The following is a 15,118-nucleotide window of genomic DNA, read 5'->3' on the forward strand; positions in this document are numbered from 1 at the left end:
GGTGGGTTATGCCCACCGTTTCCCTGTGGTTTATAATCGTCTAGTCTCGTAACATTCCTCTCCTACCCAGGTTCGTGCCGCCTTGTAAGAATGGCGTAAGCCACTGGGAATTACTCATTCTATTATTTCAATAATTCTGTGGCGATATTAGACGATCAAAATACGGTTCATGTACGTAACAGGCTTAAATCGATCCGCCACTTATTAATTTTGTTATACAGCGTGGTCCTCGATAGCCCGAGTAAACGGGCCGCCTGCCGCAGGTTACCACCGCTGGACTCAATCACCTGAATGATATGAGCACGTTCATTATCTTCGAGCCGGCTTGAAGGTGAGGCGTCCGGTTCTGGCGATATCCGCGTGATGTCTTCGGGCAGGTCGGCAACATCTATCAGTAATCCTTCACACAGGTTCACCATGCGTTCCACCAGATTTTCCAGCTCACGCACGTTGCCGGGCCAGTGCCAGGCATTCAGGTAAGCCATAGCGTGCGGTGAAACCTGTGGTGGAATCTTTTTCATCCGCGTGCTGAGCTTGTGAATAAAGCCATTGATCAACCCGGCAATGTCTTCCCGCCGTTCACGGAGTGGAGGAACCGGGATGGAGAGTACGTTCAACCGGTAATAAAGATCGCGACGAAACGCGCCTTTCTCGACCGCTTGCACCAGATCACAATGGGTGGCCGCAATAATGCGCACATTCACTTTTACCGGATGCGCCGCACCTATGCGCAACACTTCACTCTCTTGTAGTACGCGTAATAGACTGGTTTGCGCATCTAATGGCATTTCGCCGATTTCATCGAGCAACAAAGTTCCGCCGTCTGCCAGCTCGAACTTGCCCGCAGAACCCCCACGTCGCGAGCCGGTAAATGCCCCATCGACATAGCCAAACAGTTCACTCTGTACCAGGTCGCGGGGTAAGGCACCGCAGTTGACCGCAACAAAGGGTTCATTACTGCGCGAACCACCGTTGTGGATCGCTTGGGCAAACAGCTCCTTGCCGGTGCCGCTTTCGCCGGTGAGCAGCACCGTGCTGTCACTGCGGCTACAGGTTCGCGCCTGCATGATTGCTTCGCGCATGCGGCTGGCATGACCGTAAATCATCTCGAAGGTATAACTGGCACTGACCCCCATTACGCGGCGGGTAATGGCACGGATACGTTGATTTTCACGCACTGAAAGCACGCGCCCGTCATCCGGCGCGGGCATCAATGAAATCACACAGGAAAGAGCGGGTTTACCGGCTGGCATAAACACCATTTCACGATCGTTACAAAATGGCATGGTCAGCAGCGATCCCGATTGTGGGCACAACAGTGCGTCAATGGGGATATTGCCCGGTTCCAGGCCACCGAAAATTTGGCGGGCATACCGGTTGACGGTTTTCAGTCTGCCATGGCGATCACAGACCATGACACCCTCATTCAGCGTTTCCAGAATGGATTGTTGTTCTGCCAACAGTCTGTGCAGTTTTAGCTGCTGGCCAACGGCTTCTGCCGCGGCCTGCACAGTCCCCAGAGTATGGGCATTGAAATTGTCCGGTGTGGCGGTGAGTGTTAACACACCAATCATGACTCCCTCGGCGTTACGCACAGGTGCTGCGGCACACTGCCTATGGCGTTGGCGCAGGCCAATCTTCCAATTCTCACCGCTGAGTACATACACCAAACGCTGTTCCAGCAGGCAGCGTGCGGTGCAGTTGGTGCCCTGAACCTCTTCACGCAGGATACTGCCGACCGGTGTCATGTCTGCACCGCAGTAGTGGAGGGTGACACCATTAGCATCGGTCAGATTGATGTGACCATCGGGGTTATAAGCCAACAGGTTCTCCATGATGCTGCGCGCCACGGTAATAAGCTCGGCATTGTGCGACAGAATGGCCTGCAGTTGGTCTGCCGGTGGCGCGTGATAGACAAATTCATCGGGATCGATGCCGTATTCACGTGAGCGCCGCCAGGATTGTAGTATGGACTTGCGTATCCAACCTGGTTGCCCGCCATCGTTAAATGCCTGCCAGCCTTGCCAAAACAGGCTGTCCCATTCGCTGGCTTCCGGTCCTTCCGGCAGACTGAAAATCGGATCGCTTTCATCTTTGATTGGCCTCAGGCCTGCGGCGGTATGCATTGGCATCTCCGAATCGGAATGTAATGTTCATTTTATTGACATGTGAAATTGACATGTCAATTTAGTTGTCACTTTGTTATAGCTATCTGTGCAACGCCTCACAAATTCCCCGCGTTTTAAGCTGGCATCCCCTTTGCAATACCCACAGTGCACTCCGTTGCCCAATAGGGCGCTACTTCACATAAGGAATCACTATGAGTCATTCATCCCAACCCCTGCGTGTTGGTCTGATCGGTGCCGGCAGAATGGGCACCTTCCATGCAGAATCGTTGGCACGACGCGTGCCGGGCGCAGTATTGGCAGCGGTGGCCGATCCTTTGCCGGGTACAGCGCAGCGGCTGGCAGAACGCTTGGGCGTGAAAGCCTACAGTGATTTGCAGGCAATGCTGGATGATCCTGCAATTGATGCCGTAGTCATTGCTTCACCGGCACGCACACATGCGGAGTGGGTGATCGCTGCGGCTCAGGTGGGCAAGCATGTATTTTGTGAAAAGCCGATGGCCATCACGCTAGATGAGGCGGACCGAGCTATTGCCGCAGCAAAAAGGGCGGGAGTGGTTCTCCAGGTGGGGTTTAACCGCCGTTTTGTCAGTGGGTTTGCTGCCGCCATCGCCACCGTGAAGTCGGGGGAAAATGGTACCACGCAGCTCTCTCGTTCGGTGACGCGAGACCCCTTGCTGCGCGATCCGGCGCCGATCCCGGCGTGGACCATCTTTCTGGAAACCTTAATCCATGACTTTGACACACTGTTGCATTTCAATCCGGGCGCCAGGCCGGTAGAAGTCTATGCCTTGGCGGATGCGTTGGTGCGCCCGGACTTCAAGGACAAGGGATTGCTGGATACGGCCGTGGTCACGATTCGCCTTGATAACGGAGCTATCGCCACTGCCGAAGCCAATTTCCAGGCGGTCTACGGTTACGACGTGCGTGGTGAAGTGTTCGGCAGCAAAGGGATGTTACAGGCGGGCAATATCAACCTGAATAACTGTGTGCGCTATCACGCTGGCGGTATCGCCATTGAGACATCGAGGCAGGATACCGACTTGCTGCACGACGCCTACGTGGCAGAACTGACCGAATTCGCGCACTGTATTCAGCAGGGGCAAAGCCCACGCGCGACCGGTCAGGATGCACGTAATGCGTTGGAGATCGCACTTGCCTGTATTGAGTCGGTACAACAGGGCAAACCCGTCACACTTAGGGGGCAATGATGGCGCGTTATCAATTGTCCGTTTGTGCCGAGATGGTGTTTCTCGATCTGCCCTTTGTTGAACGTGTGGCACGTATTGATGCACTTGGCTTCGGTGTTGAAATCTGGAATTGGGCCAACAAAGACATCGATGCGTTGGTCGCTACCGGCGCGCGCTTCACGTCAATGACCGGCTATCTCACCGGCAACCTGACCGATGACGAAGAAATTGCCCAACTGCTACAAACCGCGGAACAGTCGCTGGCGATAGCACAGCGCCTGAACTGCCAAAACCTGAACCTGCACGGAACCGGTTTAGATCCGCAGGGGTTACCGGTAAAACCGGTGGGGACAGTGACTGGCGCAATGTGGTTGAAAGCAGCCGATACCCTGAGCGGCTTAGCGCAGATGGCGGAGCGCGCCGGGAAAGTATTTACGTTGGAAAACCTCAACTTACCACGGGATCACCCAGGTACGCCTTTCGCCAAAGCCTGCGACACCCTGACTCTGGTGGAGGCAGTTAACCGCCCGGGGCTGAAAATGAACCTCGATCTTTACCATGCCCAAATTGGCGAGGGTAACCTCATTGAACTGATTCGCCGCTGTGGCCCAGCCATCGGCGAGATCCAGGTGGCTGACGTACCGGGGAGGCAGCAGCCCGGCACCGGTGAGATCAACTACCGTGCAATAGCGCGCACTCTGGAGGAGATGGGTTACCAGGGCGTGGTGGCGTTGGAAGGATGGGCCTCCGGCGACAGCACTGAAGCATTGCAACAGTTTCGTGACCATTTCACTCGTTGATCCAAATAAAACCGGGTATTGGCCTGTTGCCCGGTACAGGCAGTGATGCGTTGATTTTAATAATAAATAAACCTCAACCTACAGGATGTCATCATGAAAACGAAAACGTTACTTTTGATACTGCTGAGCATGGTTATGGCTTTCAGCGCCCAGGCGAAAACCTATAAAGTCGGCGTAGCGCTGGCTAATTTCGATCTTAACTTTGTCTCTATTTTACGTTCGCAAATGGCGAGTGAACTTAAGCAACTGAATATGGATAGTCAGTTTGCCGACGCGAAAGGGGATGTGGCGCTACAGGTGCAACAGGTGGATGACTTTATCAACCTTGGGGTGGATGCCATCATCCTTAATCCTGTTGATACACAGGGCGTAAAGCCGATGATGGACGCTGCTGAGCGCGCCAATATTCCGCTGATTTTTGTCAACCGCAAGCCGGAAGTGAAGTTGGGTAAGGATATGGCCTATGTGGGTTCAGACTCGGCGGCAGGCGGTGAAATGCAAATGGAAGCGTTGGCCAAGAAAATGAATTATCGCGGCAACGTGGCAATCCTGATGGGGGCGTTATCGAACGAAGAGGCGCGCGAGCGCACCCGTGCCGTAGAAGCGGTGATCGCCAAATACAAAGACATGAAGGTATTGGAAAAACAGACTGCCAAATGGCAGCGCAATGAGGCGGTGGACGTGGTGTCCGGCTGGTTACTGAATGGTCGCCCGATTGACGCTATCGCGGCCAACAACGACGAAATGGCCATTGGTGCCATCATGGCGCTGAATCAGGCCAAAAATAAAAGCATCCTGGTGGCGGGGATCGACGGCACGCCGGACGGTCAACAGTTTATTAAAAATGGCGGCATGACGTTAACCATTTTCCAGGACGCCAAAGGGCAGGCCATTGGTGCCGTGCAGGTAGCCAAGGCGCTGTTGGAAAAACACAAGGTCGAGCCGTATAACTGGGTACCTTACAAAACGATCACTCAAGATAATGTGGCGTCGTTCGTGGCGGATAATCAGAAGTAGATGGTGTTATTGCAGTGGTCGGCAGATTGAATAAGAATTACTTTCATTTGCCGACCGTTATGCCATAGTGAAAGCCCTGTTGCCCGCTATCTGAACACGCGTACACCATGACAACCATGCCGTCTTTCGCAGTACAACATCAGCCCATCATCACGCCAGTTCCGCATCCCGAACGCCTAAAATTTACACCGCACATCCTATTGCATAGTGGTACCTTGCTGGAACAGCAGTCTACCTGGGAGGATGATCCGTTGATCAACGGTATCAAGTTGGCGCTCGTGCACAGTGGCGAGATGCAATGCCGGGTTACAGGGCAGGCTGAACGGCATATCGCCGAACCTTCACTTTGTGCATTCAGTAACCTTGGCGACTTCGCTGTGACACACCGTTTTAAACGGGATACCCCTCTGCGCTACACCATTTTGCAATTGGAGAGCGACGGCCAGGATCAACATGCCGAATTGTTTCCCGCAGCATTAACGTCTCGGGCAGGGCAGCCGCCGAAAATGGTTATCGGTCCGGCCCCCAAACTGTTATTGGCGTTGTCCACACAGATTGCCACTTGCCCGTTGCAAGGGGCCACGCGCGATCTGTATTTGGCGGGCAAGGCGATGGAACTCATCGCGATGAGCCTGCAACACCTGTCCGATGTCCCGTCAAAGGCAGTCGATCTACGGCTCACTCGCTCGGATATTGAACGCCTCCACGCCGCGCGCGATCTGTTGATTGCCAACCTGCCACATCCTCCGGGGTTGGATCGTTTGGCAGCACTGGTGGGGATTAACACCCGCAAACTCACCAACGGCTTCCGTCAGATCTTTGGCAACAGCGTGTTTGGATGGTTACAAGAGTATCGTCTGCAACAAGCCCACAGCATGCTCAGTACCGAAGAGACCAATGTGGCCACCATCGCCTATCGTGTGGGTTACAGCCCAGCACATTTATCCATCGCATTCCGCAAGCGCTTTGGCATTTCCCCTCGAGCGGTGATGGCGCGCTAACCGGCGGGCTAAATAAAAAGTCCCGCTGGCAAAAGTATCCCCACCTGAGCTCACCTGATTTTCCGCTATCGTAAGGTATGGAATTTTAAGGAGAGATCACGATGAAAGGGGCATTACATCGCCTGTTACGGCCGTATTATCGGTCTTTGGCGGCGGCCATATTTTTGCAGGCGTTGGCAGGCATATGTTCATTGATACCTTGGATCTTGCTGGGATATATCGCAGCAGAAACTCAACCTGTTGCTGAAATTCGCTGGCTGTGGCCTATCACCGTCAGCGGTTTGGTGTGGTTGTTCGGTCAAACATTGGCGTTGTATCTGACGCACAGCGTGGATGCCGGGCTTTGCCATCAACTGCGCTTAGCCCTGGCGGAAAAGTTGCAGCGTTTGCCGCTGAACTGGTTTGTACATCAGGGCCAGGATGGCGTAGCCCGTTACGTTGAGCAGGACGTAAGAGCACTGCATCAGCTGATCGCACACGCACCGACGGATTTGGTGAATTTGCTGATTGTCCCGTTGGTGGCCTTTGGCTATTTGTTTTCCCTGAATATGTCGCTGGCGTTGTTTGCGCTATTGCCTCTTTGCGCTGCAATCGGGGTGTTCCTGGCGATGCGAGCCTCTCGGTTTCGTGCCGATGTCGAACAACGCGACCGTACGATGGAGGAGATGCTGGAAAGCTACGGTACGTTGGCCAGTCATCCGGTGGCAGTGCGGCAATATCCGCAGGCCGGGGTACAAGCTCAGGCACAGGTGGCAACCGATCTTTTTGTTACGGCATTCAGCCATTGGGTACAGCGTATCGGCCGTTTGAGCGCAGGTATGCAACTGTTGCTGGGAGCGCCACTGCTTGGCGTTTGGGTCATCGCTGGCGCGTTGGGCTTGGGTGCGACGCCATTGCCGGTCGCTCAGTTGTGCGTATTTTTGTTGTTGGTTAAGGCAATTGCCGCGCCGCTGCAGGCGATGGGCCACGGCGGTGATGCATTGCGCAGTGCCCGACTGGCGGCGGAGCGGTTGAATGCGTTGCTGGCTACGCCAGACATGGTGAACGGAACACAACAGCCTGATCTGAACGCCCCAGCCGATATCGAAGTACAGGCGCTGAGTTTCCATTACGATAATCAACCAGCTCTACAGAACATCACTTTTTCGCTGCCAGCCGGCAGTGTCACCGCGATTGTTGGGCCATCGGGGGCAGGGAAAAGCAGCTTGCTGTTGCTATTGGCACGGTTTATGGACCCGGACTGCGGGCAAATTCGGGTCAGCGGTCACCCTTTGGCGAGTTTGTCTTCTGCTGGTCGTTTCCAATTAATCACCCCGGTATTGCAACAGGGATGTGCGCTGGCACGACCGTTGGATCAAAACATTGCGCTCTATCGTCCAGATGCCGATCAGGCCACCATCCATGCCGCGGCAAAGGCTGCCTGTCTGCATGAGGACATTATGGCACGGCCGCTTGGTTACCAAAGCATACCGGGCCAAGACTTACAGCTTTCAGGCGGTGAACTGCAACGCCTGTCTATTGCGCGCGCCTTGCTGTCACCAGCGCCAATTTTGCTGCTGGATGAACCCACGTCGGCGCTTGATCCGCAAACCGCCGCAGCCTTATTAGGTCGCCTACGTCAGCGATCTGGCACCACGGTGATCGTCAGTCACCGATTGGCCGATGTCATGGATGCCGACTGTATTTTAGTGCTGGAACGTGGGCAGTTGGTCGCCAGTGGCAACCACCGGCAATTATTAGCCGCCGGGGGGCTTTATCGCCGGCTTTGGGACAGTCAGGGAGACATTTATGGCTATTAATATGGCGTGCTTGAGATCTTTGGCTCCGCGGGATCGGGCTTCGCTGATGAAAACACTGCTGTGGATGACGGCGTGCGCCATGCTGGACGGTGTCGCTGGTCTGATGCTAGTGCCACTGATTGTTGCCTGGTTTAGTGGTGATATCGCGCAAATTTGGCTGGCATTGTGGGGCTTGCTGGCGACCACGGCGGTATATGGTGGCGTGATGTTTTGGGCGACGCTGAAAGGGTATTTGGCCGGATGCACGGTAGTACGGATGTTGATCGGTGCCTTGATCCTGCATATCCCGCGAATTCCCGCTAACCTGCTTGGCCGGGTGCACTTGCCGAGTTTGGTACGTGGGCCGGTGTTGACGACCATGGCAATCCCGGCGCATTTGTTGGCTCCGCTGATTACGGCGGTAGTGACCCCTGCAACGGTTATTATTGGATTGGCGTTTATCGATTTTCCACTGGCCTGTTGCCTGTTGATCGCCGCTGTATTGTTAGGTGCGTGGTTACGCTGGGGAGGGCGACGGACGCTAACCCTGGAAGATCAGCTGCATCAGGCTGAGCACGACAGCGCCACACAGTTGGCTGAGTTTGGACAACAGCAAGCGTTACTGCGTACCACGGGACTGAATCAACAGGCAGGACAGCGGTTGGTACAGGCACTGACCGCCCAATACCAGAAAGTGGCGCATCTCCAACGACGCTCATTACCCATCACGTTGGTCTTTGCGGGTGCGGTACAGGCGGTATTCTTGCTGGTGTTAGTACTGGGGGCCTGGCGTGTCGGTATTGGTGCGCTGACAACCCCACTGTGGATCGCCGAAATGGTGCTGTTAGTCCGATTTATCGAACCCTTGGCGGCAATGACGCAGCTCGCCCAGTCGCTACGTAATGCCTGGCAGGCGCTAATGCAGGTATTCATGGTGTTGGAAACACCCGCGCTTCAATTTGCGCAGTCTGGCGACATACCGGCGGACAGCCATGTGATTGCGCGACAGGTCGGCTATCGCTTGCCGGACGGTACAGCACTGCTTAGCAACATTGACCTTGATATTCCACCCGGCAAATTACTGGCCATCGTCGGTCCATCTGGCGCCGGCAAAAGCACCTTGCTGGGTATACTGGCACGTAACACCGACGTGACAGACGGACAGGTGACTATTGGCGGAGTGGATATTCGTCAGCTTGACGCCCCAACATTGGCAGGGTGTCGCAATGTGTTGTTGCAGGATACGCCGCTGTTCCGGGGAAGTGTTCGCTGGAACCTCCAATTAGCTAACCCTGCGCTAAAAGAACATGAAATGCAGGAGGCACTGTCGGCGGTAGGTTTGCAGCAGGAGATCGCCCGTTTACCGCAGGGGCTAGACAGCGAGGTTGGCGTGGGGGGCGCTGCATTGTCCGGCGGGCAGCGGCTGCGCCTGTGTCTGGCACGAAGCTTGTGTGCCAGGACACCAATACTTTTGCTGGATGAACCGACCGCAAGCCTTGACTCACTCAGCGTTAACCGCGTGATGGCATTGCTGGCACGTCAGCGTGGACGAACAAGCTGTATTTATGTCACGCATAACCCCCGATTGGCGGCTCTGGCAGAGGATATTGTCATTGTGGCAGCAGGACGGTTACGTCGCAGGGGTAGCCATACTCAGTTGTTAGCCGAAGATAGCTGGTATCGTGAGTTTTGTGCCGAAAACAGCCAAGAGGCAGAGTAACGTTAAAATACAATAGCCGCAGACGTTGCGGCTATTTTTTGACGTTCGACACCATCAGGCTGCGGCTCGCGAGGGGGTCTTGGCCAACATCCGTAGCACTAATCCTCCTGTCGCCACCACTGTTGCTAATGCGATCACGCCAGTCCAACCGGCACTTTCCAGAATCTTGCTCCCTAAAGCAGCACCGCTCGCCATGCCAATAAACACCAGAGTAAACATGATGGCATTAAGGCGACTGCGGGCGGCCGGATTAATGGCGTAAATAATCGTCTGATGCGCCACCAGTGTAGCCTGTATCCCGAGATCAAAACCTACCGCGCTCAAGGCGATCAGAGCCAACTGTGCGGGTACTGACAGTAATGGCAGCAGAAACATCAGGGCAAATGAACACACCACCATGGCTGCGCCGATTTTAGTGACGTAATCAGGGCCATGACGATCGGCCAGTGCGCCTGCCAAGGGAGCAGCCAGTGCACCTGCCGCGCCCGCCAATCCAAAAGCACCGGCTACTGCGCTACCTAACTGATACCGCTCTGCCAGCATTACTGCCAGTGTTGACCAGAAAGCACTGAACGCAACTGACAACAAACCTTGCGCCAGGGCTGCACGCCGCAATTCCGGGTACTCTGCCCACAGCTTGCCTAATGAACGCAGCAGCGCCGGGTAGCTCAACGTGGTGTTGGGTTTAAAGCGCGGTAATACAGCCCCAATCGCGAAGGTAATAATCAACACGCCAACTGCCGCCAGGAAGTAAACGCTGCGCCAGCCAAAATATTCCGCGACAACACCGCTGAAGACACGCGACAGCAAAATGCCAGCTAACAGCCCGGTCATTACTGTCCCCACAGTTTTGCCTCGGTTGGCGTCAGAAGCGAGCGTAGCGGCTGCCGGTATGATGTCTTGCGCTACCGTAGCGGCTAAACCGATCGCCAGACTGCTGAGTAGCAGCAACGGGAATGAAGAGGAAAAACCACAAAGCAGCAAGGTCAGCGCCAACAGTACGCCTTTAACCCGGATGATCTGCCGACGATCGTGACGATCCCCCAGCGGGGCCAATAATAAGATTCCCAGCGCGTAGCCGACTTGTGTCAGTGTCGGTACCAAGCCGGTATCACTCACCCCGGCGTGGAATGCATCCCCCATAATGCCCAGCATAGGTTGGCTGTAGTAGATGGATGCCACACTCAGACCAGCGCCCGCCGCCAGCAGAAAGACAACGTTGGGGGAAAGCGTGGTGGTGTTATTGGTTGATGAAAGTAGGCTCATGTTGGTTATCCTGAACTCGTAAAGTGCGGCTATTTTTGCCGGTCTTCGCCGCAAACTGTAGCCCCCGTACAGGTAAAACTGTTATACGTATTACGTATGAATAAAAACTCATTTCCGAATGGCGACCGCATAGCCATGTTGCAAACGCTGGTACGTATTGTTGACAGCGGCAGCCTCTCAGCTGCGGCGGCGCAAATGCACACGTCACAGCCCACTGTCAGCCGGCGCCTACAGGTGCTGGAACAACTGCTGGGCGTTAAGTTAATCCAGCGCACGACACACACCATGAAGCTGACGGATGACGGCGAACGGTGTTATCAGCATGCGCGTAAGCTGATTGAACAGTGGCACATCATGGAAGATGAGCTACGTGGTACACGCGATGAACCGGTCGGCATATTGCGGGTGAGGGCGCCGCATGCCTTTGGTCAGGATCAACTGATTGGGCCGCTGGGCGATTATTTACAACGTTATCGTCAGACCAGTGTGGAATGGACGCTCAATGATCACTCGCCAGACTTCATTCCTGAAGGCGTGGACTGCGCGATCCACGTCGGTGCAGTGACCGATCCGTCGGTGGTTGCCGTATTATTGGCGGAAGTGCCGCGCATCGTGGTGGCGTCACCTGAGTTATTAGCAGGTAATGCGCCACTGAGCCAGATAGGCGATTTAGCGCAACTGCCTTGGCTGGCGCTAAACAGTTTTTATCGCAATGAAGTCACGTTAACCCATCACGACAGCGGTAAGTCCTGCCGTTTTGACATCGCGCCAAGGTTAAGCACTGACAGTCTCTACGCAGTGCGTAAAGCCGCGTTAAACGGCGTTGGGGTCGCAATGTTGTCATCCTGGGTGGTTAAACAGGATCTGGAACAGGGCCGACTTATCGCATTGATGCCGGACTGGCGGGCAGCCCCATTACCGATATATTTGCTTTATCCGTACGCCAGTTACTATCCGGCACGCCTGCGTAAATTCCTGGCGTTAATGAAAGAGGTGATGCCGCGTATCACAGGTGCGCAGCCGCCTGTTCCGTGAAAAGGGCGCACAGCGGAATTGGTCGTTATCGAAGGAATAAACAGCGCAAATGTAGAGTAGCAGTGGGTGGATTCAACCTGATTAGCAGCGGTATCTGTTTGATAATCGAAACAACAGTGACCGTCCTTTCCAATAGAGAGAATCGCCCATGCACTTTACCCAAGCCATTGCCAGACTCCCTGCTGATAGCTGCGCCAGCGGCCAAACCACGGCCCAATTGGGCGCGCCGGATATTGTCACCACGGGCCAGCAGTTTTTGGCCTACGTGGACACCTTGCTCCGACTGGGGTTAAAAGTGACAGTGTTACCTGCTGCACCGGTATTTCCTGACGCACACTTTGTTGAAGATACGGCAGTCGTGATGCCTGAACTGGCGGTGATCACCCATCCCGGTGCACCAAGTCGCCAGGGCGAAGTTGACACTATTGCCCCCTTGTTTGACGGTGAGCGGCCAGTGGTGCGGATGAGCGCACGCGGTCATCTTGATGGTGGTGATGTGCTGTTGGTCGATCGTCAGTTTTTTGTCGGTCTGACGTCACGTACGGACGAAGTCGGTATTGGCGAATTTGCCGCAGCGGTGGAACCCCATGGTTACCGAGTGACTGCGATTGAGGTGAGCGCCGGGCTGCACCTGAAATCGATAGTCAACTATGTTGGCCGCAATACCCTGTTGCTGACAGAAGCTTACCAGCACCATCCAGCCTTTAGCGCTTTCAACAGCATCGTCATTCCAGAAGCGGAGTCCTACGCCGGAAACACACTTTGGATCAACGATACGTTGATTACCCCCAAGGGCTATCCACAGACCTTGGCGCAAATCGAAAAGTTAGGGATGCCGATCGTTCAGCTCGACACCAGTGAATTCAAAAAAATGGACGGCGGCCTGACCTGCCTGTCACTTCGTTTCTAGTATTTTCTTTCACCGGGGATCTCAGCCATGAAAAAAACATTAGCCGTTTTATTGACTAGCCTGGCACTGGGCGGCCCAGCAGCGGCCCAGACTTTTGACACCATCAGTTTTGGCGTTGACGGCGGTTATCCACCCTTTGATGTGCTTGCGCCCAATGGTGAGATCACCGGTTTCGATATTGATATTGCCAACGCGCTGTGTACCCAACTGCATGCCAAATGTGTGTTCGTCAAACAACCTTTTGAAAGTATGATCGCCGCGCTTAACGCACATAAGTTCGATGCGATTATTGCTTCGCTGACTATTACTGATGAGCGTAAGAAGGAAGTGGACTTCACCGATCGTTATTACCGCAGTTCTGCCCAGTTAGTGGCACGCAAGGGCAGCGATTTATTGCCAGACGTCGCCAGCCTGAAAGGTAAAACGGTTGGCGTACAGACCGGCTCAATCCATGAAGCCTATGCGAAACAGCATTGGGCCGGAAAGGGCGTAAAAATTGTCTCTTATGCCAATCAGGATAATGTCTATCTGGATCTGATGTCCGGGCGTATTAATGCGTCGTTACAGGATAACACTCAGGCTGCCAGCAGCTTTATCGACACGCCTCGCGGACAAAAGTTTGCCTTCGCCGGTCCGGTGATCAAAGACAGCAGTATTTCCTCCGACGTGGGCATCGCCGTAGGCAAAGATAACCCAGCTCTACGAGATGCGCTTAACGGTGCGATCAAAGCCATTCGCGCCGACGGCACCTATGCGGCCATCCAGAAAAAATATTTCAGCTTCGATATTTACGGTGACTAAGCCGGCTCCGCTAACGCCGGCTGACCCGGCATTCAGTCAAATATGGGAGGCCGGGAATGGTCGTAGAGTATTTACCGTTGCTGGTACAGGGTGCGGCGTTGTCGTTGTGCGTGATGCTGGTTTCACTCGCCGTTGCCTTGGCGCTTGGGCTGATTAATGCAGTGATCAAACTGTTCGGTCCGCGTTGGTTGCGTTGGGTTTCAACGGGCTATACCACACTGGTGCGTGGCATTCCTGAACTGGTGATCATGCTGCTGTTGTTCTTTGGCGGCGAGATGCTGGTTAACGGTGCGCTTGGTCTGTTGGGGCTGGGGCCACTGCATTTCAATACTTTTATCTCCGGTGTACTGGCAATAGGCTTCGTGTTTGGCGCCTACTACACCGAAACTTTCCGTGGCGCATTTCTCACCGTGGAGCGCGGTCAACTCGAGGCGGCGATGGCGTATGGCATGAGCCCCGGCCAAGTGTTTCGACGCGTGCTGCTACCGCAAATGCTGAGTTTCGCCATTCCCGGCATTAATAATAACTGGCTTGGGTTGATGAAGGCCTCGGCGTTGGTGTCGATCCTCGGGCTGGAAGACATGGTGTGGTTGGCGGAGCAAGCGGGGCGCGCAACGCAAAAACCTTTCCTGTTCTATTTCCTGGTGGCGCTGATTTATATGGTGATCACCGCGATCTCCAGTTGGGGATTTAGCCGGCTATCGCGGCGTTATGCGCTGGCGTCGTCGAATTCGGCGGGAGTACGCTGATGAACCTGCAAAACATGCTGGAAGCCGTGCCGAGCTTTTTGTGGAGTGATGGCTCTGATGTGACCGGACTGGCAATGACCGCCAGGTTATTTTTGCTGTCGGTTGTACCCGGTTTATTGTTGGCGATGCTAATGGCGATCGGCCAGGTTTATGGCCCACGCCCCGTGGCTTGGCTCATCCGCAGCATCACCTATTTTTTTCGCAGTACGCCGCTCTACCTACAGTTAATGCTGATTTACTATGGCCTGTCGCAGTTTGATGTGGTGCAGTTGGGCTGGCAGAACGATCAGCCATTCTGGTTGCTGTTTCGTGATGCGACGTTCTGCGCCACGCTGGCGCTGGTGCTCAATACCAGCGCCTACGTCGCACAGTTGCTGGCCGGCATGATGGAAACCTTCCCGCGCCAGGAGTGGATTGCCGGCGAAGCCTATGGCATGAGCCAGTGGCAGATCATTCGCAGGCTGGTCCTGCCTGCAACGCTGCGACGTGGCATTCCTGCACTCAATAACGAAATGGTCTTCTTGCTGCATGCCACATCGCTGGCCAGTACCGTTACGCTGTTGGATATCACCGGTGTGGCGCGCGCGCTTTATGCCGCAACGTATTCGCCTTTTGTTCCGTTCCTGATGGCAGCAGCGCTGTATCTGCTGTGCACCTTCCTGCTGATTTTCCTGTTTTCACGAGCAGAACGCCGCTGGCTGGCGTTTATCCGCCGTGATTGATCC

Annotated in this window: 13 protein-coding genes; 11 read left to right on the forward strand and 2 right to left on the reverse strand. The window is 54.7% G+C overall.

Annotation, left to right across the window (positions count from 1 at the left end; translation table 11 throughout):
• Positions 1-167: 167 nt before the first annotated feature.
• The gene (locus tag SGR01S_RS00570) at positions 168-2,126 is read right to left on the reverse strand and encodes a sigma-54-dependent Fis family transcriptional regulator (protein WP_061806196.1); all 1,959 of its coding nucleotides are present in this window, start codon (positions 2,124-2,126) and stop codon (positions 168-170) included.
• Between the two features lie 194 nt (positions 2,127-2,320).
• Between SGR01S_RS00570 and SGR01S_RS00575 the strand changes: the two genes are divergently transcribed.
• From SGR01S_RS00575 to SGR01S_RS00600, 6 genes are all read left to right on the forward strand, one after another.
• On the forward strand, positions 2,321-3,337 hold the full coding sequence (locus SGR01S_RS00575; protein WP_061806197.1) for a Gfo/Idh/MocA family oxidoreductase: 1,017 nt from the start codon (positions 2,321-2,323) through the stop codon (positions 3,335-3,337).
• Complete coding sequence (locus tag SGR01S_RS00580; RefSeq protein ID WP_061806198.1) at positions 3,337-4,116, forward strand: TIM barrel protein; 780 nt, start codon at positions 3,337-3,339, stop codon at positions 4,114-4,116. The genes SGR01S_RS00575 and SGR01S_RS00580 overlap by 1 nt, the downstream gene beginning before the upstream one ends.
• Before the next feature lie 93 nt (positions 4,117-4,209).
• Positions 4,210-5,133 carry a substrate-binding domain-containing protein gene (locus tag SGR01S_RS00585; protein ID WP_061806199.1) on the forward strand — a complete coding sequence of 308 codons (924 nt, stop codon included), beginning with the start codon at positions 4,210-4,212 and terminating at the stop codon, positions 5,131-5,133.
• A gap of 107 nt (positions 5,134-5,240) precedes the next feature.
• Positions 5,241-6,134 carry a helix-turn-helix transcriptional regulator gene (locus SGR01S_RS00590; RefSeq protein ID WP_073963394.1) on the forward strand — a complete coding sequence of 298 codons (894 nt, stop codon included), beginning with the start codon at positions 5,241-5,243 and terminating at the stop codon, positions 6,132-6,134.
• A 101-nt stretch (positions 6,135-6,235) separates the two neighbouring features.
• On the forward strand, positions 6,236-7,933 hold the full coding sequence (locus tag SGR01S_RS00595) for an ABC transporter ATP-binding protein (protein WP_061806200.1): 1,698 nt from the start codon (positions 6,236-6,238) through the stop codon (positions 7,931-7,933).
• A 46-nt stretch (positions 7,934-7,979) separates the two neighbouring features.
• Positions 7,980-9,632: an ABC transporter ATP-binding protein gene (locus SGR01S_RS00600; protein ID WP_167348746.1), complete on the forward strand. Its 1,653-nt coding sequence runs from the start codon at positions 7,980-7,982 to the stop codon at positions 9,630-9,632.
• A gap of 54 nt (positions 9,633-9,686) precedes the next feature.
• Here SGR01S_RS00600 and SGR01S_RS00605 read toward each other — a convergent pair whose 3' ends face one another.
• The gene (locus SGR01S_RS00605; RefSeq protein WP_061806202.1) at positions 9,687-10,898 is read right to left on the reverse strand and encodes an MFS transporter; all 1,212 of its coding nucleotides are present in this window, start codon (positions 10,896-10,898) and stop codon (positions 9,687-9,689) included.
• A 96-nt stretch (positions 10,899-10,994) separates the two neighbouring features.
• On the opposite strand from SGR01S_RS00605, the gene SGR01S_RS00610 reads away from it, so the two are divergent.
• From SGR01S_RS00610 to SGR01S_RS00630, 5 genes are all read left to right on the forward strand, one after another.
• On the forward strand, positions 10,995-11,933 hold the full coding sequence (locus tag SGR01S_RS00610; protein ID WP_037415103.1) for a LysR family transcriptional regulator: 939 nt from the start codon (positions 10,995-10,997) through the stop codon (positions 11,931-11,933).
• 148 nt (positions 11,934-12,081) lie between these two features.
• Positions 12,082-12,843 carry a dimethylarginine dimethylaminohydrolase family protein gene (locus SGR01S_RS00615; RefSeq protein WP_061806203.1) on the forward strand — a complete coding sequence of 254 codons (762 nt, stop codon included), beginning with the start codon at positions 12,082-12,084 and terminating at the stop codon, positions 12,841-12,843.
• Positions 12,844-12,870: 27 nt separating this feature from the next.
• Positions 12,871-13,644 (forward strand): ABC transporter substrate-binding protein, encoded by a 774-nt coding sequence (locus tag SGR01S_RS00620; RefSeq protein WP_061806204.1) that lies wholly within the window; start codon positions 12,871-12,873, stop codon positions 13,642-13,644.
• 56 nt (positions 13,645-13,700) lie between these two features.
• Complete coding sequence (locus SGR01S_RS00625) at positions 13,701-14,393, forward strand: ABC transporter permease (protein WP_061806205.1); 693 nt, start codon at positions 13,701-13,703, stop codon at positions 14,391-14,393.
• Positions 14,393-15,115, forward strand: coding sequence for an ABC transporter permease (locus tag SGR01S_RS00630; protein WP_037415116.1), 723 nt, complete (start codon positions 14,393-14,395; stop codon positions 15,113-15,115). The genes SGR01S_RS00625 and SGR01S_RS00630 overlap by 1 nt, the downstream gene beginning before the upstream one ends.
• Positions 15,116-15,118 lie beyond the last annotated feature (3 nt).

The organism is Serratia grimesii NBRC 13537 (genome assembly GCF_001590905.1).
Taxonomy (GTDB): domain Bacteria; phylum Pseudomonadota; class Gammaproteobacteria; order Enterobacterales; family Enterobacteriaceae; genus Serratia; species Serratia grimesii.